The sequence below is a fragment of the Bacillus fungorum genome (genome assembly GCF_002746455.1).
In the GTDB taxonomy this organism is placed as follows: Bacteria; Bacillota; Bacilli; order Bacillales; family Bacillaceae_G; genus Bacillus_A; species Bacillus_A fungorum.
In genome coordinates this window covers 238196-261203 of record NZ_NWUW01000002.1, presented here as the reverse complement: position 1 = coordinate 261203, position 23008 = coordinate 238196, and the positions used below count along the sequence as shown (strand labels likewise).

The 23008-nt window shown below is 32.9% G+C and carries 19 protein-coding genes and 3 pseudogenes; 3 read left to right on the top strand and 19 right to left on the bottom strand.

Annotation, left to right across the window (positions count from 1 at the left end):
- Position 1 precedes the first annotated feature (1 nt).
- The 14 genes from CO726_RS04065 to CO726_RS04000 all read right to left on the bottom strand — a co-directional run bounded on the left by CO726_RS04065 (position 2) and on the right by CO726_RS04000 (position 15935).
- Positions 2-796 (bottom strand): SP_1767 family glycosyltransferase, encoded by a 795-nt coding sequence (locus CO726_RS04065; RefSeq protein ID WP_245916545.1) that lies wholly within the window; start codon positions 794-796, stop codon positions 2-4.
- 107 nt (positions 797-903) lie between these two features.
- Entirely contained in the window at positions 904-1872 is a 969-nt protein-coding gene (locus CO726_RS04060) for a glycosyltransferase family 2 protein (protein ID WP_099683382.1), read from the bottom strand.
- Between the two features lie 22 nt (positions 1873-1894).
- The gene (locus CO726_RS04055; protein WP_099683381.1) at positions 1895-3073 is read right to left on the bottom strand and encodes a glycosyltransferase; all 1179 of its coding nucleotides are present in this window, start codon (positions 3071-3073) and stop codon (positions 1895-1897) included.
- Positions 3074-3213: 140 nt separating this feature from the next.
- Positions 3214-4413, bottom strand: coding sequence for a glycosyltransferase (locus tag CO726_RS04050; RefSeq protein ID WP_099683380.1), 1200 nt, complete (start codon positions 4411-4413; stop codon positions 3214-3216).
- Positions 4414-4479: 66 nt separating this feature from the next.
- Entirely contained in the window at positions 4480-5661 is a 1182-nt protein-coding gene (locus CO726_RS04045) for a glycosyltransferase (RefSeq protein ID WP_099683379.1), read from the bottom strand.
- Positions 5662-5728: 67 nt separating this feature from the next.
- Entirely contained in the window at positions 5729-6931 is a 1203-nt protein-coding gene (locus CO726_RS04040) for a glycosyltransferase (RefSeq protein WP_099683378.1), read from the bottom strand.
- 62 nt (positions 6932-6993) lie between these two features.
- Positions 6994-8142: a glycosyltransferase family 1 protein gene (locus CO726_RS04035; protein WP_099683377.1), complete on the bottom strand. Its 1149-nt coding sequence runs from the start codon at positions 8140-8142 to the stop codon at positions 6994-6996.
- Positions 8143-8184: 42 nt separating this feature from the next.
- Positions 8185-9249: an EpsG family protein gene (locus tag CO726_RS04030; RefSeq protein WP_099683376.1), complete on the bottom strand. Its 1065-nt coding sequence runs from the start codon at positions 9247-9249 to the stop codon at positions 8185-8187.
- Between the two features lie 33 nt (positions 9250-9282).
- Entirely contained in the window at positions 9283-10176 is an 894-nt protein-coding gene (locus tag CO726_RS04025; RefSeq protein WP_099683375.1) for a glycosyltransferase family 2 protein, read from the bottom strand.
- Between the two features lie 5 nt (positions 10177-10181).
- Positions 10182-11291 (bottom strand): glycosyltransferase family 1 protein, encoded by a 1110-nt coding sequence (locus CO726_RS04020; protein ID WP_099683374.1) that lies wholly within the window; start codon positions 11289-11291, stop codon positions 10182-10184.
- Positions 11276-12433 carry a glycosyltransferase family 4 protein gene (locus tag CO726_RS04015; protein WP_099683373.1) on the bottom strand — a complete coding sequence of 386 codons (1158 nt, stop codon included), beginning with the start codon at positions 12431-12433 and terminating at the stop codon, positions 11276-11278. Before CO726_RS04015 ends, CO726_RS04020 begins: the two co-directional genes overlap by 16 nt.
- 33 nt (positions 12434-12466) lie before the next feature.
- On the bottom strand, positions 12467-14293 hold the full coding sequence (locus CO726_RS04010; RefSeq protein ID WP_099683372.1) for a polysaccharide biosynthesis protein: 1827 nt from the start codon (positions 14291-14293) through the stop codon (positions 12467-12469).
- Positions 14294-14583: 290 nt separating this feature from the next.
- The gene (locus CO726_RS04005; RefSeq protein WP_099683371.1) at positions 14584-15246 is read right to left on the bottom strand and encodes a CpsD/CapB family tyrosine-protein kinase; all 663 of its coding nucleotides are present in this window, start codon (positions 15244-15246) and stop codon (positions 14584-14586) included.
- Complete coding sequence (locus tag CO726_RS04000; RefSeq protein WP_099683370.1) at positions 15195-15935, bottom strand: YveK family protein; 741 nt, start codon at positions 15933-15935, stop codon at positions 15195-15197. The genes CO726_RS04005 and CO726_RS04000 overlap by 52 nt, the downstream gene beginning before the upstream one ends.
- Positions 15936-16452: 517 nt before the next feature.
- Between CO726_RS04000 and CO726_RS33105 the strand changes: the two are divergent.
- Both CO726_RS33105 and CO726_RS03995 read left to right on the top strand, forming a co-directional pair.
- Positions 16453-16626, top strand: a pseudogene (locus CO726_RS33105) (IS3-like element ISBth8 family transposase); the annotation flags it as partial.
- Positions 16614-16952, top strand: a pseudogene (locus CO726_RS03995) (DDE-type integrase/transposase/recombinase); the annotation flags it as partial. The pseudogenes CO726_RS33105 and CO726_RS03995, both read left to right, overlap by 13 nt.
- Before the next feature lie 230 nt (positions 16953-17182).
- Here the strand turns inward: CO726_RS03995 and CO726_RS03990 are convergent.
- On the bottom strand, positions 17183-17599 hold the full coding sequence (locus tag CO726_RS03990) for a hypothetical protein (protein WP_099683369.1): 417 nt from the start codon (positions 17597-17599) through the stop codon (positions 17183-17185).
- A gap of 521 nt (positions 17600-18120) precedes the next feature.
- Here CO726_RS03990 and CO726_RS32755 point away from each other — a divergent pair.
- Positions 18121-18324: pseudogene (locus CO726_RS32755) on the top strand (tyrosine-type recombinase/integrase); the annotation flags it as partial.
- A gap of 111 nt (positions 18325-18435) precedes the next feature.
- On the opposite strand, the gene glnA reads toward CO726_RS32755, so the two are convergent.
- From glnA to hflX, 4 genes are all read right to left on the bottom strand, one after another.
- Positions 18436-19770 (bottom strand): type I glutamate--ammonia ligase, encoded by a 1335-nt coding sequence (glnA, locus tag CO726_RS03980; RefSeq protein ID WP_098759997.1) that lies wholly within the window; start codon positions 19768-19770, stop codon positions 18436-18438.
- Positions 19771-19818: 48 nt separating this feature from the next.
- Entirely contained in the window at positions 19819-20208 is a 390-nt protein-coding gene (gene glnR, locus CO726_RS03975) for a transcriptional repressor GlnR (protein WP_099683368.1), read from the bottom strand.
- Positions 20209-20384: 176 nt separating this feature from the next.
- Complete coding sequence (locus CO726_RS03970; protein WP_099683367.1) at positions 20385-21656, bottom strand: methionine gamma-lyase family protein; 1272 nt, start codon at positions 21654-21656, stop codon at positions 20385-20387.
- Positions 21649-22923 carry a GTPase HflX gene (gene hflX / locus CO726_RS03965; protein WP_136699349.1) on the bottom strand — a complete coding sequence of 425 codons (1275 nt, stop codon included), beginning with the start codon at positions 22921-22923 and terminating at the stop codon, positions 21649-21651. Before hflX ends, CO726_RS03970 begins: the two co-directional genes overlap by 8 nt.
- Positions 22924-23008 lie beyond the last annotated feature (85 nt).

Sequence of the window (23008 nt, the reverse complement as noted above, 5' to 3'; positions counted from 1 at the left end):
GTTATATTATCCTGGCAATAATTTCACTCTCATAATTCAAGTCACTAATTGCATTCACATTAGTTCCATCATCCACTTCACCAACGTACTTATTTTTTATAGGTTGTTTTTCTGTCGCTTTCTTCAAAAACCATTCATATTCTATATCAATATGACCAATATCTAACGTTTGATATCCAAAAAAAGATAAATCATACGCTAATACTGTAGCTGTTGGGCCTAGTGCACTTAATATTAATTTCGATTTTTTTTGACTCTTTGCTAGCTCTAATATTTCCCTATACTTCGCAAAAGCATTTTTCGATGGGCATATTATTCTATCAATTGTTTTAACATTTTTAAAAAGATCGTTTCCTACCCCTAGTCTACTTTGTTCCCCTTCAATAATGATTATTTCTCTATCATTCCAAATATCTTTCATTTTATCAAAGCGAATTCCAACCATACTCTTATCTTGATGATCTATATATAACCTTGTAACTAATGCATCGTAATACTCTTTATTCATACACATACTCTTATAAATTCTGCTACGATTTAACTCTAAATATTTTTCCCAATACCCTCTTGATTTGTCCGTGCACCAATTTAAATCTTCAAAAATATTCGGAATACAAACTAAATGGCCCACCTTATTACTCTTAATAACTTCATCTAGTCTATCCTTTAATTCTTTTGAATATGGCTGAAAAATTAAATTTTCTCCATTTATAAGAGCAAATTCCCCATCACCAAATCTACTTACTGAACAATTATTATCTATAATATAGTCAAGTGTTTCATCAATACTTTTCACTATTGGCGGCTTCCTTTTCATAGTAATCATCCTATTATATTGAATAGTCACTTTATTTTTTGTCCCAATATATAAATAATATAATTTCAACAAAGACTTCTTCATATCTATCCCCTTTTTGCAAAATTATTAATTAAAAATTTATACAATAATGGATGTAGCTTGGTCGCCAACAATAAAAACTTTACACTTTTCCCATACTCTTTTAAACGCATTGTTTTATAAAAATAACGATTCAATATACCAATAACCTTATAATATTTACTCTTATGCTCATTAAGTTTTCCACTCACTGATATTAAATTTAAAACTACCATCGAACAATTTCCTAGTTTTAATATAACTAGGTTATATAATTCCTTATAATATCGCTCCATAAATTTACACATCTCATCATAAATTAAGACTGAGTCAATCTTAATCTCTTTTACAGCCTGATCCATCATACTATTATCACGCTTTATATAATGATATTTAGGTTCTCCTATGAAACATACTTTTTTACACTTATGAATAACTTTATACGTAAATGCTGTATCTTCATATGACATACCTACTGGAAATTTAATATCCTCTAATAACTGTCTTTTGAAAAGTTTAGTCCAAACAACTTCATCATACAGATTCCCTTCTAGCATCGCTTTCATCGCACTATATCTATCATGAATAACAAAAGAATGGCTGCTTGAAATTACCGTTTTATCATTGTAATGAATTTCACTACTACAAATAGCTATATCACAATCCTGTTCTACACACATACCATATAACAATTCATACATATCCATTTCTATCCAATCATCACTATCAACAAATCCTATATAATCTCCCTGCGCTATTTCTAATCCAGCATTTCTTGCAGAAGATAATCCACCATTATCCTTATGGATTACCTTAATCCGACTATCTTGAGTCGCATACCCATCACAAATCTCACCACAACTATCAGGAGATCCATCATCAACAAGTATCAACTCAAACTCTTTGAACGTTTGCTTTAATATAGAATCAATACATTTATGAATATATTGCTCCACTTTATAAACGGGAACAATAATACTAATTTTAGGATTCATAATTGCACCCTTTCATTTGCAATTAACTTAGAAAACTATTTACCTTTTCTAAGTTGTTAAATTCCTCTTCTAACAAGTTAGTCGTTACCCCTTCACGCACTCTTTGCTGATCCAAAAGATATTTAATCTTGTTATATATACTTTCCTCATTACATTCAGCAACAAAACCATTATATCCATCTATTATTTGCTCATTTGCGCCTGTAAAATTAGTCGTTACAATAGGCTTTTTTAAGCATTTTGCCTCAGCTAATGTAAGACAATACCCTTCATGCCGAGAGGTTTGAACATATATATCTGATCGATGTATATAAGGATAAGGATTCTGTGTTGATCCAATTAATACAAAGTCCTTTTCTAGATTGTATTTACAAATTAACGTCTCATAATACGTTCTATTTTCCCCTTCTCCGATACAGTACCATCGTACTTCATACCCCTCCTTACGTAACATTGACAAAACTTTAATTGCAATGTCTTGACCTTTTTCTTTCGAAAGTCTACCTACGGTTACTATCTTCATACCTTTGTATCCATTATCAAATTCTACTTTTTCTTTCGCCATTTCATTTATTAAATCTGGAATTATAATATTTAAAAAGACACTTGTCTTACTTTTTACTTTAGGAAACTTTTCTATTAAACGTTTTTGTGCTTCTGTAGAAACTACAAAAATATTATCCAACTGATCATATAATTTCTCATATAATTTTGTATTAATTTGATGTTGAAAAACATCAAAATGTATCCAAGAAATTTTCTTTTTTGAAGTTACTCTATTAACTATATAATAATCAATTATGTCAGTAGGTCCTTGATATGCTATTGCAATATCATATTTATTCTTATTATGCGGAATGTCTTTAAAAATCTCTTTATAGAAAATATATCTATCCTTTAAATTTTTTGATACCACATAAGTGAGTAAAAAATTTAAACCCTTAATATACCTTGCATTTTCAAAGTACTCTTTAATCGTTTTCTTTGGGGGTTGCATAATTTTAGGTTTTATATTTTCAAACCATGTAACTTCTTCTATCTTTACCCAATTTGGTAATTGTTTTAAAAATCCCCCTCGTTTCTCCAGCATCAATACTGTGACATCATAATTTTCTTTTGGTATTACAGATAACAAAGAAAGAAGTGATTTTTCTACACCACCTATATTCATACTACTTACCATAAATAGCACTCTCTTCATAACTATCTCCTTCTACCACCTAAAAGTTTTATATCAAAATAAAAAAACACCCTCTCGAAGATGTTTTCACAAAAAATATAATTTATAATAGCGAACCGCCCATATTTCTGTAATACGATAATAATACCTTCTAAAACAAGTTACATATTAGAATTTGCTATTCTATATAACTTTTTTAACTCTTCTCTCGTATCTACCACTTCTTTTTCTATATTTTTTCTCAACCGTCCATCCAGCAATTTATCACTTAATATTTGTAAAATAGAATCATACATTTGCTGCTCATCAAATTGAACTATTAATCCATTGTGGTTATGGATTATCTGTTCACTTGCTCCTGTAAAATCTGTACTAATAATTGGGTTATTAAAACATCTAGCTTCTGCAAGTGTTATGCAGTATCCCTCATATCGAGACGGTTGTACATATATATCACATTGTCTCATAAATGGATAAGGATTCGAAACTGCTCCTAAAAATATATAATCACCCTGAACATCGTAATTTTTCACAAGCTTTTCATACATTCCTCTTTCCTTTCCATCTCCTATACAATACCATCTAACATTGTAGCCAGCTTCTTTAAGCTTAGCTAACACAGATATTGTTAAATCCTGTCCCTTCTCTATACTCAATCTACCAACAGTAAGGATTCTTACTCCCTCAAAATCATCCGTAAACCCAATTCCTTCATTTGCCATCTTACATATCATTTCAGGCGAAATAATATTTAAAAAAGTTTCTGCCTTATTTATCAATTCTGGGACAGTTTGAGTAAGTTTCATCTTTCCTAAATCTGAAACTACAAAAACATGTTGAAATTTTTTATATACTTTGTTAACAAAATGCTTATTAAAATATATCTTTTCAATATCGAAATGGATCCATTGAACCTTTCGTCTAGCCTCTATTTTATTTGCCACAAAGTAACTAATAAAATCCATTGGTCCAGCATAAGCTATAGCAATATCATAATTTTTATAAACATCTTCATAATTTTGCAAACAATATTTTAAAATAACACTCCGTTCTTTCATAATCTTAGAGATTACGTACAACACTGCCAGTTGCAATGCTTTTACAATTTTTCGTTTTTTGATAAGATCCGCTATAACTAATCTTGGTGGTTTATTTAATATATATTGCATTTCCTCGTAATCCTTTACATACTCAATATGAACACCCTTTGGAATAAAATTTAAAAAATCTCCTTTTTTCTCTAACATTAAAATTGTCACTTCATATTTGTCTTTTGGGATTTCTGCTACCATATTTAATAGGGCCTTCTCCGTACCACCTATATTCATATTTATAACCATAAAGAGTATTTTCTTTTTCATAGTTCCACCAATTCTTTCTCTTGTTCCTCAATAAACTTTTGTTAACCTTTCTCTTTATAAAACCCTTTAATTGAAAGACGTATATATCTTCTCAATTTCCTCTTCCGTTCCAACCTTTTCTGTCTTTAAATTTTCACATAACCGTTTTTTTAGCAAACCGTTTTCTATAATTTCTTTCACTCCTTCATATATTGCTTCCGAATCCATCTTCACTATTAAACCATTCTCTCTATGTTTGATTTGATTATGAACTGTAACAAAATCGGTTACTACTATAGGCTTTTGAAATATTCTAGCCTCTGCTATTGCTAAGCCATATCCTTCATACCTGGAGGGTTGTACATATATATCACTTTGTTTTATAAAGGGATAGGGATTCTTGTAAGTACCTAATAATATAAAAGTATCGTGTAAATTATATTTACTTATCCTATCCTCGATTTCACTTTGAAGATTGCCTTCTCCAATTACATACCACTTAAATCTATACCCTTTTTGCTTCAATTTATAACAAGCTTCTATGGCCAATTCATATCCTTTTTCATACACTAACCTACCAATCGTTAATATTCGTAATCCCTCAAACTGATCACTAAATCCTTTATTCTCATTTGCCATCAATTTAATTAACGTCGGCGATATAATATCATAGACAACCTGAATTTTAGACTCTATTTTAGGAATTTCTTGAATCAATACGTCCTTACAAACATCGGACACAGCTACTATTTCATTAAATTCTTCATAATAGTTCAAATCAAAATCTTTATTATATGCAGCTAACCTATAATCCGTATTCACCCAAGCGATTTTTTTGCGCGCGTAAACCTTATTTGCAACAAAATATGTTGGCATTCCTTGACTATAAGCTATGGCAACATCATATTCCATCTTTAAACTATCCATCCCTTTAGATACCCATCTCCAGACTACTTGAGCTGCATGTAACTTTTTATTTATGTATGGATTTCTAAGAGATATAGAAGCCCCCACTCTAAGAAATAACTCTTTAAAGTATTTATGTTTGATTAAATAATTAAATTTCTCAGCCTGTCTTTTAATAATTGTCGGTACTTCTAAAACATTTACCTGTTTTGGAAGTAATGGTAAATACAATCCACTTGCAGAGAACATTAACAAATCAACTTCATATTTTGTATAATCAAATAAAGAAAGTAAAGAAACCAAACTTTTTTCAGCTCCTCCACTTTGTAGCGAATCTATAACGAATAAAATTTTTTTCTTCATAACTATCACTACCCTAAAGTGTTTTTATTGCGCTCAAAATATTAAAAATCATTTACTTATTCTCCCTTTACGAAAATAATGCATATAATTTATTAATTTCATTACGATTTCCATATTCACCTTTAAGAGTATTTTCTACCAGCGTTTCCCTTAACTCTTTATCTTCAATAAGTCTCTTAATTCCATTTACTATCCCGTTTATTCCCATCTCAGTTATTAATCCATCAATTCCATCCTGCACCTGACTTTTAGCAGTTGAAAAATTAGTAATAAGTACTGGCTTCCCAATGATTTGCGCTTCACGAACTGTTACAGCTTTCCCCTCATACCTCGATGGCTGCACATATATATCACATGCTTTTATATATGGATAGGGATTTGTCTTTTTACCCAATAAAAAAAAATATTTTTCCAGGTTAAGTTCAGCTAATAACTTTCTAAGTTCAGCTTCTAGTGCTCCATACCCAACTACATACCATTCAATATCATATCCCTCATCTAATAACTTTCTTAAGGCATGCATAGCAACGTCTATTCCTTTTGCATATGATAACCGCCCTACAGTAACAAGCTTTATTTTTCCTGATTTCATCTGTAGTTCTTTCATAACATCTTCCCTGTGTGCTTGCTCACGTACGAACTCAGGAGATAATATATTTTCTATAATTTCAACATTTTTATTTACATTTGGTAAAATACTAAGAAATGAATCTCGACAACCTTCTGAAACTGCTACGATGTTATCCATTTTGCTCCACATTTTATACTCCATGTTTGCATTAAGATTTATATTTGAATAATCTGTATGAATCCAACCAATCTTTCGTTTCGCTCGAACTTTATCTCCAACAAAATAATGGGGCCATAAAAAACTAATTGCTACATCATACTCCTCTTCCAGTTTCGGTATAAAGGGTAAAGTTATTCTCCATCCATACTGAATAACGAAATATCCAACCTCTGCACTTTTCACATATCTCCCATGCATATCTCCTAAAATTTTCCCCAAAGTCCTTGCCATTCCAATTGTAATTTGCCCTTCTTGCAATATTTGTTTAATTGATTTTCTAAACGTAGTATATTGTTTTACTTCCTTTAACAAATTAGGCAGTTTAGGTAATAAAAAAAGAAACTCTCCCTCATGTTTAAATAACATTAAATCTACATCATATTTGCTATAGTCGATTGTATTCAATAAACCAATTAAACTTCTTTCTACTCCTCCAATTGCCATATCAAATGATGTAATGAGAATTTTTTTCTTTTTCATTTCTTACTCCCTCATCCGATTTATTTTACTAGTTTTATTCTTATGAAAGTAATTACATTTAACTATGATTCCCTATATTCTAATCCATATAATAATAACCACTCAGGAATATTACTCTTTATATCAAAACCGAGCTTCGAGATCGTATCAGCTATTATTTCTGTATTTAATTTTTCTTTTTCCAAAACCCTTTGAATTTCTGCAGACCATATTTTAAGATTTTCATCTAAGCTAACAAATGATATTATCCCTAATCCCATATCAACATTTTTAGTTATTGTATTTGCCACTACACACGGAACACCTGCACACTGTGCTTCTAATGCAACAATTCCAAATCCCTCAAAAAGTGATGGAAAAAGAAAAACATCAAACATCCTTATAATTCTTGGAATGTCTTTTCTTACTCCTAAAAATCTAACTTTTTCATAGATACCTAGTCTTTTGGATTCTAGCTCAATAGAATTCTGTAACGGACCCTCTCCTACTAAAACAAGCATAAAATTAGGATCATATTTTAATACCTCATTGAAAACTTTCAATATAAATATATGATTTTTAGATTCAGAAAAACGCCCAATATGACCAATCACTTTCTTTTCGACTGGTATATTGAATTCATTCCTTACTTTATTATCATCCTGTATATTTACATTAATAAATTGATTAATATCTATTGCGTTTTTCATTATCTTTACCTTTGAATTACCAATGTTTTTTTGAAATAAAAAACGTGCAGATTCCACACTGCACGCACAATAATTTGTTCCAGCATAAGTAATAATTGTTCGTAAAAAACTCAATAAAACTTTCCCTTTTACCCCCGATCCCATCGGCCAATTATTACTATGCGAATGACAAATCCTTATTTTTATACCAGCTATTTTAGCAGCAATAGCCACAAATCCCCCTTGATAATCAGTATGTGCATGGGCCGCCACATATTGATTATTAGACATTACCTTAACAAGCTCTTTAATGTATGAAAGAGGGCCTAACTGTCCTAAGCTAGATATTCGGTGTATTTTCCCACCCAACGCAATGATTTCCTTATCATAATCACTTTCTTCACTTTTATGGGAAACAAAATCAAATTGCACCTTTTCTCTATCTATATTCCTATATACATTCATTAATAATGCCTCAGCGCCACCTCGGTCCATCGCACTAACGATATGCAACACTCTTTTTGGTCGTTCTTGTTTAAACATTGAAAATTACTCCCATCTAAGAATGTTTTTCAAATATATATTTTATCCCCAGAAACTACTCTTATAAACTATTCCCAAAGTAATAATATGTTCATATACAAAGTAAACAAAATAACATAATATTACTGCATAGTAAATTAACTTTTGATCCTTTGCTATAAATAACTTTATAACCCATGATATCAATATCAAGTGATATAACCCAAAATATATGGAGAATCTTGCAAAAATCCAATTTTGAGTTGAAATAATCATAAATACTAGACCTAACAATGCCATATTTACGATATAATCACTTTCCGGAAAAATCTCTCTTAATTTATGTCTTCCAATATAAGCGAGAATGAGCGGTATTGCATCCACAGCAACCCGAAGAATATTAGCTCCTCCTTCTTGAAAATCCTTATAGTGACCATATTGTGTATCCCCTATAGTTGCAAAGAAAATTTCTGCAAACTGATTAAACCCTATTACTATAAGTACCGCAATAAAGAGAAGTATAAATGTTATTGTCGACCACGCTTTTCTTCTGACTACAAAATAAATAGGAATTAATACAAGTGCGCTTTGATGAAAAGTAGAAGCAAATAGTACAATCAAAAAATATCTTTTCCAATTCCCATCTAAAATATATTTTGTTGCAGTAAAAATAATCGCTGCGGTTAAATACTGTCTTACTCCATTCATTGAAACTAAATACATACCGGATGCGATATACACATATAAACTTAACTCAATCATTCTTGAATATTTATATAGAACTACTACTATTAATATATTTGTTATTAGAGCTGTTATAAAGATCAAAACTTGCGGATCATTCGTATATGCTTTTAAAATCATTTGCAAAATACTAAATCCAACATCCTTACTACTTTGAATATAACCCCAATTAAAATCAGTAACTGTAAAAGCATGCATATAAAAATACGTATCACCAATATTATTTCTAAAACCAGATACTAGTACAAGAGAGGTTGTCGCCATTAAAATCAATAGTCGATTCGGTTTTAACCTCACCATTTCTGAAGCTACTGGCATAGCAAAATACCGTGCGAAAAACGCTAGTATGAACACTATAAAGAAATTCATCCAAAGTATAGTCATTATTCTTCCCTCTTATCAATCCTAAGTAAATCCCTATATATTTATTTTTATTCTTGTTTTCAATGTAATGTAACTATATAGAATAACCCCAAATGGCACTGCGCAAAGGGTAAGTACTTTGCATGGTGACTCTTTTATAAATTTTTTATTTTTTGCTATAAAGCTACTTGAGACATAATGTACAGCTTGTCTATATTTAAATAACCTATTTGCAAATGGTAGCTTCATCAGTTCCTTACGATAAAAAGCAAAACCTTTTGGATTTTTACGATACTGACTTAACATATTCATCGAAGAACCATCAGGCATATATTCAACATAACAAAGTGCTTCGTTCATGAGTAACATCTCATATCTCTGATCCAACATATAGTATTTATATGCCAAACCTACATACTTTTCATTTTTAAAAACCGGATAAGGATACTTTCTAGTTAGTTCTGTACGATATACTAATTTCTTATCTCCAGTTACACCATGTTTATTGTATAGATTGAAAAGTGTAGAACGTTTAAGATTTAATGGTAGTTTTGAACCAATTACTTTCCCATCTTTATATAAATCAAGAGCAATGATTCCGCTTACTTGATCACTCCCATTTTCATCCCAAAACGAAATGATTTTCTCTACGGCGTCACTAGGCATTGAGTCATCTGAATCAATGCACACATTAAGTTCAGTATCTATCATCTCGTAAGCTGTATTATGAGCACCATGCATCCCTTGATTTACTTGCCAATAATACCTTATACTTATGCGATCTTCAGAAATCCAAGAATGCACTAACTCCTTTGTATAATCATCAGACCCATCATCTATAATTAACCATATAAAATCTTTACACGTTTGCTGCTTCAAACTTTCATAACACCCCTCAAGACAATATGCTCGATTATATGTAGGGGTAAAGATTGTTAGCTTTTTCAATATGCTCACCTCGATACTTCAACATAAAACTTTTGTGTAAATCCTGTAATATTTTTTATATCGTATCCTTTTTCAGCTAATACATATTGTTCCACACTTCTTGATACCTGCTTGTTTGCTATACTTTGTAATAGACCTACCCAGTTTCTTATATGTAACAAAGAACACTGTTCAACTAAATTCAACCCCAAATCCACTTCTTGTGTAATAGTGTCCGATATAATACATGGCAAACCCGCCCCTTGTGCTTCAATAAGAGTAACTGGTAAACCTTCATAAATAGATGGAAATACAAATGCATCAAATGCTTGTAATAAACGATTAATATCACTGCGTATTCCTAAAAATTTCACTTTATCTGTTAGATTCAGTTTCTCTACTTTTTTCTCCATTTCTAATCGAAGCGGTCCATCTCCGACTAATAGAAGAATAGAGTTCGGCCTATATTCTATTAATTGAGCAAAAATATCAATTAAAAAAGCATGATTTTTTGGATGTGCAAATCTTCCCACATGTCCAATCACAAAAACATCCCCATGAAGTTTGAGTTCTTTTCTTACTTGCTCTCTAATGTCTGGATTAAATGCAAATTCATCACACTCAATTCCATTTTTTAATATTTTTGTTGTACTTTCTCTATTGGCAAACAACCATTGCGCTGCAGATACTGAACACGCTAAAAAATGTGTAGCACACGACGTAATAAATACTCCTGCATACCATTTATATATTTTGGCTATAGCCCCCCCCTCACTGCTTGTACTATGACTATGTGCAACCCTAACTGGCACTCTTGCTTTTTTAGCTGAACGAAGTATAAAACCACTCATTTTATCCATATGTGAATGAACGATTTTATACTTCGGATGAACACTAAAAAAAGTATCTAGAGCCTTTATATAACCTCTATGACCAACGTCTGTAACGTATGGAATTCTATGAACTTTCCCGCCTAACTTTACTATCTCTTCATCAAATACCCCCTCTTTACAAGTTAAAAAATCAAATTGTACTTTTGAGCGGTCTATATTACGATACAAATTCATAATTAAAGTTTCGGCTCCGCCTCTATTCATATTTACGACTACATGTAATACTCTTAATGGAGTGCCCAATTTAAATCCTCCATTTCATCCATATATGTTGTATAAATTTCTTGTTTCTCTTTCAAAACTTCATTAACTGAATATTTATTCGTAATAATAGTACGCCCACACTGTCCAAACTGAGCTTGTAATTTAATATTTTTAGAAATAGAATTTATTCTTTCAGCCATCATCTTTATGTCATCGTGATCTATAATCCAACCATTTTTATTATTAATAATTAACTCCCTATGCCCACGGTTATCAGTAGCTACAACCGGAAGTCCACAAGCCATAGCTTCCATAATATTAACGGGTAAACCTTCTCGGTAACTCGATGCAACTGCAAGATCACACATTTGTAGTAAAGAGGCTATATCATTTCTATAACCAAGAAAGTGCACCTTATTACTCACCCCAAGTTGAGTAACTAGTTTTTTGCATTCTTCCATTAACGGCCCTTCACCAGCAAGTAAAAGCTTCGCATGCGGAATTTCATTTTTCAATTGTGCTAATACACGAATTAAAAAACTTTGATTTTTATTCTTATTAAATTCAGCTGCATAAAACATTAAAAAATCTTGTGGATTATAGTTAAATTTTAGCTTTAATGCTTGTTTTTCCGTTTCAGTTACTGGGGTAAATCTTTCTATATCTACCCCTACACCGTGAACGAATTTAATATCTTTCGCTTGAAAGCGATGTTTAACTGCTAAATTGTAATCTTCTTGGTTAATTGTTATAAGACAATCTGTATTGATCGCTAAACTTCTCTCAATTGGATAATATAGAAGCCAATTTATGAATGATGCTCCTTTACAAAAGTGGAATCCATGCGCCGTATATATGACCTTCGTCCCTTCCCTCCGTGCTTTCCGAGCAGCTAGACGAGCAATTGCCCCTCCCATAGGCGTATGACAATGAATGATTTTATATTTATTTTGATGAATAATTGATTTTAGCTTTTTATATGCATGGAGGTTTTGTATGCTAAGGGGTGATCTTTGAATAGGAATATTATACTTTTGAGTTACGTACGGAAGATGTATATTCCCATTCGCTGCAACATGTACTTCCCAACCTTGGTCTGCAAACCATTTCAAATACGGTAAATGAAAAGCTTTAAAATGATAATCCACAGTTGCACAAAATAGAACTTTTTTAGACACCATCTCACGCACCCGTCTTATTATAAATTTTTGCCGTTAACCTGATACTGGTATTAGTAGTTTTAAAGTTTTACGCTGATTCACTAAATGTAACAATCGCTTTCTTAGTTCAAACTCATCTAATTCTGTATATTCAGAAATTATTTTTTCTATTTCTTCTATACGAACATTCATTTCTTTTCCTACATAAATTCTTGGGTGGACTTGCTTCTCATTCATTTCATCTTCTTTTAGTAATTCTTCAAAAAGTTTCTCTCCAGGGCGTATACCAGTAAATTCTATTCCTATTTCATCTACGGAGTTTCCTGATAATCGAATGAGGTTTTTAGCAAGATCCACTATTTTTACTGGTTCCCCCATATCCAGGACAAAAATTTCTCCACCTTTTGCTAACGCACCAGCTTGTACTACAAGTCTAGATGCCTCCGGAATAGTCATAAAATAACGAACCATATCTGGGTGAGTAACTGTAACTGGTCCCCCCTTTTGAATCTGCTTCTTAAATAACGGGATAACACTCCCTCTACTTCCTAAGACATTTCCAAATCGTACAGTAACAAACTTTGTATGACTTATTTTATCTTTATGTTGTATTACCATCTCAGCTAATTTCTTTGTCGCTCCCATAACACTCGTTGGGTTCACTGCTTTATCCGACGAAATCATAACAAACGTTCCTACTCCATGAGTTCTTGCCGCCTCTGCTATATTCATAGTCCCAATCAAATTATTTTTAACTGCCTCTTCAGGATTGTTTTCCATCAATGGTACATGTTTATGTGCAGCAGCATGATATACAACATGAGGCAGATGTTTATTCATTATTACATGCATCTTCTTTTCATCTTGAATATCTGCGATTTCTGGAATAAACACGCCTTTTCTATCATTATGTTTTTCATTTAATTCCATTTCTATTGAATATATACTGTTTTCTCCGTGCCCTAATAAAATCAATTTTTTCGGCTTAAATTTCGCAACTTGTCTACAAATTTCTGAGCCTATCGATCCACCTGCACCAGTAACTAAAATGACTTTATCAGTTATATAATCTGAAATGATATCCACATCTAACTCTACAGGATCACGTCCTAATAAATCTTCTACTTGAACATCTCTGAATTCATTCACTGAAACTTTACCTGTTACTAAGTCTTCTAACATTGGAAGGATTTGCGTTTTCACATTTGTTTTTAAACAATCTTTTAAAATAATATTTCTTTCTTTTTTATTTAACGAAGGAATTGCTAAAATTATCATTTCAATATTTAGTTTGTTAATAACGTAATCAATTTGGTTCATACCACCAATTACTGGAATCCCCCAAATATCAAGATTATGTTTTTTGACATTATCATCAATAAACGCGACTGGCATTAATTCCGTAGCACTATTCTTCAACAACTGTCTGGCAACCATTGTCCCAGCGGATCCAGCACCAACAATTAACGTTCTTTTCTTATCACCTTTTTTTACATAATAAATATCTCTATACATTCTCCAAATAAAGCGAGAACCACCTATTAATAAAATATGAATCATCCAAGTAACAACTAACAATCGAAAATACATTTTCCCCATGACTAGTTGCTGCACAGCCGCTGTAGTAAGTATAGAAAATGTAACAACCTTGCATATAATTAGCAATTCTCCTATACTTGCATATTCCAATGCCTTTTTATACAACTTATAAATAAAAGCAAACAAATGATGACTAACTAATAAAGTAATAGAGCTAATAACTGATGATAAAGTGATAACACTGAAGCTAGCATTTACAAAAAAATAACTAAAAAAAATAGCAGTTAACACTATCAATGAATCCATTAAAAGCAATAACGATATCCTCCGGCGATACGTCATATAACTTCCTCCTTTAATCAATTCCTTACTTAACTCTTTCAAACTTAAAGTTTCTAACTATATTCTCTTTATTAAAAACACATAGTTAGAAACTTTAATAAAATATGGGCATCTAACCCTCCCTCACATTACACTTTTGACGACTGGCATCTAAGGTTATTTTCACAACCCACAGCATAATCGAGTGCCTCCATTGATAGTGGTCAGGAGACATCACCACATTACATTTCTATTGATTTTTCTTTATAACGAACAATTTTACGTACGAAAGTTTAATTTAAAAATATCCTTTATACTTTCCCATTCAAAATCGCACCCAATATTCTACTTTTCGTAAAACTTAATGCCCTTTTCGTTTCAAGTGCATCTTCGTTCACAGTACGATTATACCGGATCACCAAAAGCACTCCTTCACACTTATCAGCTAATACGCTCGTATCTGTTACTTCTAATACAGGCGAAGAGTCAAATAATATGATATCATACCGTTCCATCGCCTTTTGAATTAACATATCCATTGCATCTGAACTAAGTACTTCTGATGGATTGAATGGTACTGGGCCGCTAGTTAATACATCGAGACTTTCCATCCCTGTTTTTTTCACAGCACCTACCAAATTTATTTTTCCGTTCAATATGTCAGTTAACCCAATTGTATTTTCTACTCCAAACATTTCATGAATTGCCGGTGTTCGTAAATTCGCATCTATTACCAATACTTTTTCACCTTTTTGCGCTATTGAGACTGCTAAATTAACTGTAATTGTTGATTTTCCTTCACCGTACCTTGGAGAAGTAATCACTATCGTTCTGCTTTTATGAATAGACGAAGATAATTGAATGTTTGTTCGAAGCGAACGATACTGCTCCGAAATTTTCGACCTTGGAGCGGTATACGCAATTATACTTTCTCCTTTAACTTTATTTGTTTTCCCTCTATTTTTGTATGCCACTCTGTTCCCTCCCCTAATAACACTGTATTTTTACCACTATATTTATCTTTCATATTCTTCTTATTCATTTTAGAAATCCCACCCAAAACAGGAACATCTAACAATTGTTCAATTCGTCGTTCTGATTTGATTCTCTCATCAAGTGAATCCAATAAAAAAATAAAACCGATACTGAGCACCATACCTAACGTGAATGCAATTAGTATCGTCTTAAAGTGATTTATATTTATGGGCATAGAATATTTTTGAATCGGATCCTCTGGTAATATACTCACATTATTAAAATTCAGTATATTTGCTACTTCTTGCTTATACACAACAGCTGTAGTATTAGCAATTTTATGCGCAAGCACAGGATCCATATCCACTACATTTATCCTCATAATCTGAGAGCCTTGTACACTTTCCGTACTTATTTGTCCACTTAATGCACCTGCTGATCTGTTTATATTCAATTCAGCAGCTACTTTTTCTAATATTACAGGCTCAGTTACCATCGCTTTCAATGTATTCATCGTTTCAGCGTTAGCTTGAACAATTACCCTTGCTGAAGAAGCATACAAAGGCGTTTTCATATACATACTATACAGGGCTCCTCCTACCGTTGTGAGGGTTGTAAACAATAGTAGTATCCAAATCCTTTTCCATATTACAGTAACTAGGTTTTTTAAATTTATTTCCTTATCCATTACTTCTCCCCCTCATTTAATACCAATGAGATTTCAGTTGGAATTTTCATAATAAAACCTTAAATAAAAGTAATATTTTTATTTTTTAAATATACAAACATTACTAATTAATGTCATTTTAGTTCTTTATATAGAACGAGTCAATATAAATTATTGTCGTTAAATTACTTCTAAATTACACCACAAAAATTACGACAATATTCATCGTAATTCGTTGTAGATAAATGACGAAAATACCCTAATGCCGTAGTATCAAGGATATTTTTCTTTGTATTAAGATGTATTTCAGCAAGGGATTTTCAATCCATTTAAATAGATCTTATGTATTAAACAATCCTATTAACCGAAGAACTTTACCATTAAATTATAACGGTAATGCTATAATTAGACGAGTTATGGACAGAGGATCAAACAGGGATTCAGATCCGAAAAAATACTGTAATTATTTCGAAAAAAGATAACCAAAGAAGTTTCATTATTACAGGATATACAGAAAAGCAGGGGAGAGAATTTATATGGAAAATCATTACGAGAAATTCGTGAACAACTCGGTATAAAGAGTAATGCTCAGATTATAGTGTGGGTAAAACGTGCTCAACAGGGAGAATCATTTGACGATCAACGTGGTGTTTGGAATCGAAAAAATTTTAATAGTCTTGAAGCAGAAAATTCTTATTTAAAAAAGTCTATCATCTTACGAAAGAATTAGGGTTAAAATGTCTGGTTCGTATGAAAAAATGTCACTCTTACAAAAAGATAGTTGAGAAAATTACGCCGAATATTTCACATCGCAACTTCCAAGCTGAAAAACCAAATGAGAAATGGGTTACGGATATTACGGAGTTTAAGTTATTTGCAAAGAAGTTATACCTATCGCCAATGTTAAATTTATTTAATGGTGAAATTATCACATATACAATTGGGTCAAGACCGACCTATTCCCTTTTTTCAACAGTGTTAGACCAAGCCCTTGATTTTGTAACCGATCCGGATAAATTCCTCATTCACTCTGATCAAGTGATAAAAGAATTAAGGCAAAATTAAAGGGTATGAGCCGGTACAATACCGGACTCATACCCTAGAGGTTGCCTAGTGAACGACCTGTCTAACTTTCATGGTCACTTCCTTTCCATAGGTAGACCTTTTGTGATTTTGAATTTGTGCACGATGATATTATAACAAAACTTCTTAATCCTCAAGCTTCCTGATCGTTCTTCTTTAATACAATTAGGATGGTTCTATTTTTATTAGTCTAAAGTACGAGCAGCTGCATAAAATGATCCAGAACCACCATTTCTGTGAGTAACTTTAAGCTTATATTTACCTTTTGAAAGATTATAGTACGTATTTGTAAAACCCTTTCCTGCTGCTAACGCTCCTTCATCAATAAGATTGCCTTGTGAGTCTTTTAAAGACCAATCAAGCGTGCCTTTAGTATTGTTTGTCATATGAACTCTCATATCCGCTTCTTTTACATGCTCAAATGATACTTCTCTTTCTCCATTTATCAGACTGAAATTATCTTTAAGTATTTGAGTACGCTGGATAATTGACGCTGAATTTTTAGTATTATCTATACCTTCTGTACTTGCTGATGCGGCTCCAATTCCTCCTGTTAATACAATACTCGTTGTTAATACTCCAACTACTAATTTCTTGAACATAAAAATTCCCCCTTAATATTTTTTATAACTTGCACCTTAAATGTATCACTTTTGTAATTTTTGTAAATATTTTGGATTTTTAGAAATATTTATTTAAATTTTGCTAATTTTGGAATTTTATTTTATCAATTAGAAAATAGAGGGAGTCAAAAATATGTAATAATATATAATAAGTCAATCAGATATTATGATATACTCACAAAGAGTTGATACAAAATTTCTTTAGATTAGAAAACTAAATCTTATCTACCTAAAAGGAAGGCACCTAATGGCCATAGGCATCAACTTAAAAAAATAAATAAAATAACGAAATTAGGGTATAAACAATGACCCACCAGTTGAGGAGCTACGCATGTTAGGTTAAGAATTCCAAAACAAATTTTCTATTCATCACCTACAGGAATTTGCATATCAAACAGGTATGATTCAACGAAAGCGAAAATTTCGGGAGAATTTCTCAGAATGACAGCTGATCACGCTACTAAGCGCGACAGTATCGACAAACAACACCGTTTGAAATCATACCTAGTCTCGAAATTCATTCTCTAAGACACACGCATGCCGTCTTATTATTGGAGTCAGGGGCAAACTTAAAATATATTTAAGAACGATTAGGTCACAAGAGTAGCGAAATGATATCCAATATTTACTCTCATATTAGTGACAAACTTAATAAAGATTCTATTTCTGAATTTGAAGAGTATATGAGTAATGTTTTAGAGTAGAAATTTTTTTGCGATTTTTCGTGGTTGTTTTTCATTTCGTAACCACACAAAAGGGCGATAATAGGAAAATAAAAAACCCTCAACACGTTATGTGTCAAGGGTTTAAGTCTCTTAGTATAGAGACATATATTGATCGCGTTCCCATTGGTGAACTTGCGTTCTAAAGATATCCCACTCAATCTCTTTCGCTTCGATGAAGTGCTCAAGTAAATGGTCACCTAGTGCACCACATACTACTTCATTAGATTGTAATGTAACTAATGCTTGCGCTAATGTTGCTGGTAAGTCAACAATACCTGCTTCTTCGCGCTCTTCTTTTGTCATTACATAGATGTTACGATCTACTGCAGCTGGTGGAGTTAATTTGTTTTTAATTCCATCAAGACCTGCTGCTAATAATGTAGCCATTACTAAATATGGATTTGCAGCTGGGTCAACACTACGTACTTCTACGCGTGTACTAATACCACGAGATGCAGGGATACGTACTAATGGGCTACGATTTTGTGCAGACCATGCTACGTAACAAGGAGCTTCGTATCCAGGTACTAAACGCTTGTAAGAGTTTACAGTTGGATTTGCTACCGCTGTAAATGCTGGTGCGTGTTTTAAAATACCTGCAATGAAGTGACGAGCATCATCACTTAATTGTAAGTCACCGTTTTGATCGAAGAATACGTTCTCACCATTTTTGAATAGTGATAAGTTACAATGCATTCCTGAACCGTTCACACCGTATAATGGTTTTGGCATAAATGTTGCGTGTAAACCGTGTTTACGAGCAATTGTTTTTACAACAAGTTTGAATGTTTGAATGTCATCACATGAGCGAATTGCATTTGCATATTTGAAGTCAATTTCGTGCTGCCCTGGAGCAACCTCATGGTGAGACGCTTCAATTTCAAAGCCCATTTCTTCAAGTTCAAGAACGATATCACGACGACAGTTTTCCCCTAGATCCATCGGCGCAAGGTCGAAGTATCCACCGTTATCGTTCAATTCTAATGTTGGATTTCCTTTTTCATCTACTTTAAATAGGAAGAATTCTGGCTCTGGTCCAAGATTGAAATCTGAGAATCCTAAAGCTTCCATTTCTTTTAATACACGTTTTAAGTTGTTACGTGGATCCCCTTCAAATGGAGTGCCATCTGCATTGTAAATATCACAGATTAATCGAGCTACTTTACCCTTTTCTGCTGTCCAAGGGAAAATTACCCAAGTATCTAAATCTGGATATAAGTACATATCAGATTCTTCAATACGTACGAAACCTTCAATAGAAGATCCATCAAACATCATTTTGTTATCAAGAGCTTTTGTTAATTGGCTCACTGGAATTTCTACGTTTTTAATTACTCCTAAAAGGTCCGTAAATTGTAAACGGATATACTTTACATTCTCTTCTTTCGCCAAACGGAAAATATCTTCTTTTGTGTACCTAGCCATTATAAATTCCTCCTTAGTCCCTCTAAACACCTTCAGAATCAGTTATCTTTAGTGAAAAAACCTTGAAATGTCACCTTGTCGCAATGAAGTTCGATTAAATCTACCTGTATGTTGTAGTTCGTCTCGAAGTATTTTGCGAAGCTCAGTTTTTGAAATTTCTTTCGTTTCTTCTTTTACTTTCACTGCTTCTGTTTGAGTTTCTTTCATTAGTAACACTTGTTTAATACCAGCCATATTCAAGCCTTGATCTAATAAATCCTTAATCTCTAACAACTTATCTACATCGTTAAATGAAAATAATCTACGATTCCCCTTTGTACGGGTTGGAGAAACAAGATTATGCTCTTCATAGTAGCGAATTTGACGTGCAGACAATTGTGTTAAATCCATAACAATACCAATAGGAAACAGCGGGGCAGAACGTCTATCTTCTTTCATTGTTTCAGTTCCTCCTTCGCCTTAACTGCTTCTCATTTTATACCATGTTATGTTTAGTGTCAATAGATGTTAGTTTTTCTTACATGATTTTTTTAGAAATTTTTTCATTCTTTTTTCTAATGAAACAAATCATTACTTTTACACGAAAAAAAGCTGTCGAAATCGACAGCTTCCCTTTAAGAAATTGTTAATAATTCCTTTTCAATTAATGCATCAATTGCAGAACAAATCGCAATCTTCACATGCGAATAAGTTAACCCACCTTGCACGTAGGCAACATAAGGCGGACGAATCGGACCATCAGCTGACAATTCAATACTTGCACCTTGAATAAACGTTCCCGCAGCCATAATTACATCATCTTCATAACCCGGCATATAATTGGCATATGGCGTGAAGTGAGAATTAATCGGAGATGCATATTGAATTGCTTGGCAAAACGCAATCATACGATCTTTATCATCAAATTGAACAGACTGAATTAAATCCGTTCTTGGTGCATTCCACGCTGGTGATGTATTCATTCCTAACTTTTCTAAAAATGCAGCTGTAAAAATCGCACCTTTTAGCGCTTGTCCCGCTACATGCGGCGCTAAGAAGAAACCTTGATACATTTCTTGGAGACTGTATAAAGATGCCCCTGCTTCCGCACCTATCCCTGGAGATGTTAAACGATATGCACACGCTTCAACATACTGTTCTTTACCAACAATGTAACCACCAGTTTTAACAATTCCACCACCTGGGTTTTTAATAAGCGAACCTGCCATTAAATCTGCACCAACATGACATGGCTCTTGCTCTTCAATAAACTCGCCATAACAGTTATCTACAAACACAACAACATCAGGTTTAATTTCTTTAACAAACGCTATCATCTCTTTAATTTGAGAAATAGTAAACGACGGACGAGTAGCATAACCTTTTGAGCGCTGAATACCAATCATCTTCGTATTACTATGAATTGCAGCCGCAACAGCTCCAAAATCAACAAGCCCCTCTTCTGTAAGCGGAACAGCATTATAACCAATATTATATTCTTTAAATGAACCTACACCTTTTCCGCGTACACCAACGATTTCTTCTAACGTATCATACGGCTTGCCAGTGATGTACAACAACTCATCTCCGGGACGTAAAATACCGAATAACGCTGTAGAAATAGCGTGAGTGCCTGAAATAATTTGCGGACGAACAAGACCAACTTCCGCTCCAAACACATCCGCATACACTTTTTCTAACGTATCACGACCAATATCATCATAACCATAACCTGTCGTCGGAATAAAATGCGAATCACTAATTTTATGTTTACGAAAACTTTCTAATACACGGAACTGATTACTTTCAATTACTTCATCCGCACGTTTATGTACTTCTGTAATTTGACTCTCTACTTCTTTTACGATTGGAGCAATTTTTTCTCCATTTTTCAAACGATCAAACATTTTTATTTTCTCCTTCTTCCACTAAAAATCTCTTTAATTGCACATTAAGCGATGAATACGCAAAAATATACCCTGCACAATCATATACAAATTTATCTTCCAAAAACTCCATCTTTGTTAATAATGTCTCCGTCTTTAATAGCGTTAACAACTTACCTTCACTCGGAGGAATTTCCACTTGATAACGATTCATTTCTTCTTTCATTTTCGTTTCTATCGCTTCTTTTATATGTAATAAATCATTTTCTTCAAAAGCACTAGTCATTAAGAAGTCATTTTTCGGAAACGGAATAAAGTTTTGATGTAATTTATCTTTTTTATTATATAGCGTAATAATAGGAATATGATTAATTTCAAGTTCCGACAATAATTGTTTTACTGTTTTCTCATGCCCTACGTAATTAGGATCTGCAGAATCAACTACATGTAAAATAACATCCGCTTCACCAGCTTCTTCTAATGTCGAACGAAAAGCAGCAATTAATGACGTAGGTAAATCTTGTATAAAACCAACCGTATCAGTTAGTAATACTGTATAACCAGAAGGCAACGGCATCTTTCTTGTCGTCGGGTCTAGCGTTGCAAACAACAAGTTTTCTTCAAATGTATCAGCTTCCGTCAATCTATTAAACAGTGTAGATTTTCCCGCATTCGTATATCCTATTAATGAAACTTGAAATACTTTATTATCTTTTCTTCTCTCACGATATCTTTTTCGATGTTCCACAACAACTGCAAGTTGTTTCTTTATTTCATCAATGCGTGATCGAATATGACGACGATCCGTCTCAAGTTTCGTCTCACCCGGCCCCCTTGTCCCAATACCACCACCAAGACGTGATAAAGACAATCCTTGCCCCATAAGACGTGGCATTGTATATTGCAACTGAGCTAATTCTACTTGAAGCTTACCTTCCCTCGACTTCGCACGTTGCGCAAAAATATCTAATATGAGTTGTGTTCGATCAATTACCCTCGCATCTAATACTGAGGATAAATTCCGAATTTGACTTGGCGTTAATTCGTTATTAAATACGATAACATCCGGTTCTAATTCTTCAGTTAACATTGTAAGCTCTTCTAATTTACCTTTACCTATATAAGTCGCCGGATGAAACTTCGGTCGTTTTTGAGTTGTAGACACTAACAATTCTGCTCGTGCAGTCTTCGCTAGTGATGCAAGCTCTTTCATGGAATGCATAAACTTTTCATCATCATCTTGCGGCAATTGACAGCCCACTAATATGACTTTTTCTTTTTCTTCCATCAAATATGTTCACTCATCCTTTTCGAAATTTAAACCTTCTAATATAATAGCAGAGGAAGCACATTTCATCTAGTTAGCGGGGGAG

What these genes read in the sequence shown, in the direction of transcription:
- CO726_RS04060 (WP_099683382.1), bottom strand. Translation starts at nt 1,872, where the DNA reads ATGAATCCTAAAATTAGTATTATTGTTCCCGTTTATAAAGTGGAGCAA.
- CO726_RS04000 (WP_099683370.1), bottom strand. Translation starts at nt 15,935, where the DNA reads ATGGATAAGGAAATAAATTTAAAAAACCTAGTTACTGTAATATGGAAA.
- CO726_RS04010 (WP_099683372.1), bottom strand. Translation starts at nt 14,293, where the DNA reads ATGACGTATCGCCGGAGGATATCGTTATTGCTTTTAATGGATTCATTG.
- hflX (WP_136699349.1), bottom strand. Translation starts at nt 22,923, where the DNA reads ATGGAAGAAAAAGAAAAAGTCATATTAGTGGGCTGTCAATTGCCGCAA.
- CO726_RS04055 (WP_099683381.1), bottom strand. Translation starts at nt 3,073, where the DNA reads ATGAAGAGAGTGCTATTTATGGTAAGTAGTATGAATATAGGTGGTGTA.
- glnA (WP_098759997.1), bottom strand. Translation starts at nt 19,770, where the DNA reads ATGGCTAGGTACACAAAAGAAGATATTTTCCGTTTGGCGAAAGAAGAG.
- CO726_RS04050 (WP_099683380.1), bottom strand. Translation starts at nt 4,413, where the DNA reads ATGAAAAAGAAAATACTCTTTATGGTTATAAATATGAATATAGGTGGT.
- CO726_RS04030 (WP_099683376.1), bottom strand. Translation starts at nt 9,249, where the DNA reads ATGACTATACTTTGGATGAATTTCTTTATAGTGTTCATACTAGCGTTT.
- CO726_RS04035 (WP_099683377.1), bottom strand. Translation starts at nt 8,142, where the DNA reads ATGTTTAAACAAGAACGACCAAAAAGAGTGTTGCATATCGTTAGTGCG.
- glnR (WP_099683368.1), bottom strand. Translation starts at nt 20,208, where the DNA reads ATGAAAGAAGATAGACGTTCTGCCCCGCTGTTTCCTATTGGTATTGTT.
- CO726_RS04045 (WP_099683379.1), bottom strand. Translation starts at nt 5,661, where the DNA reads ATGAAGAAAAAAATTTTATTCGTTATAGATTCGCTACAAAGTGGAGGA.
- CO726_RS04040 (WP_099683378.1), bottom strand. Translation starts at nt 6,931, where the DNA reads ATGAAAAAGAAAAAAATTCTCATTACATCATTTGATATGGCAATTGGA.
- CO726_RS04015 (WP_099683373.1), bottom strand. Translation starts at nt 12,433, where the DNA reads ATGGTGTCTAAAAAAGTTCTATTTTGTGCAACTGTGGATTATCATTTT.
- CO726_RS03990 (WP_099683369.1), bottom strand. Translation starts at nt 17,599, where the DNA reads ATGTTCAAGAAATTAGTAGTTGGAGTATTAACAACGAGTATTGTATTA.
- CO726_RS03970 (WP_099683367.1), bottom strand. Translation starts at nt 21,656, where the DNA reads ATGTTTGATCGTTTGAAAAATGGAGAAAAAATTGCTCCAATCGTAAAA.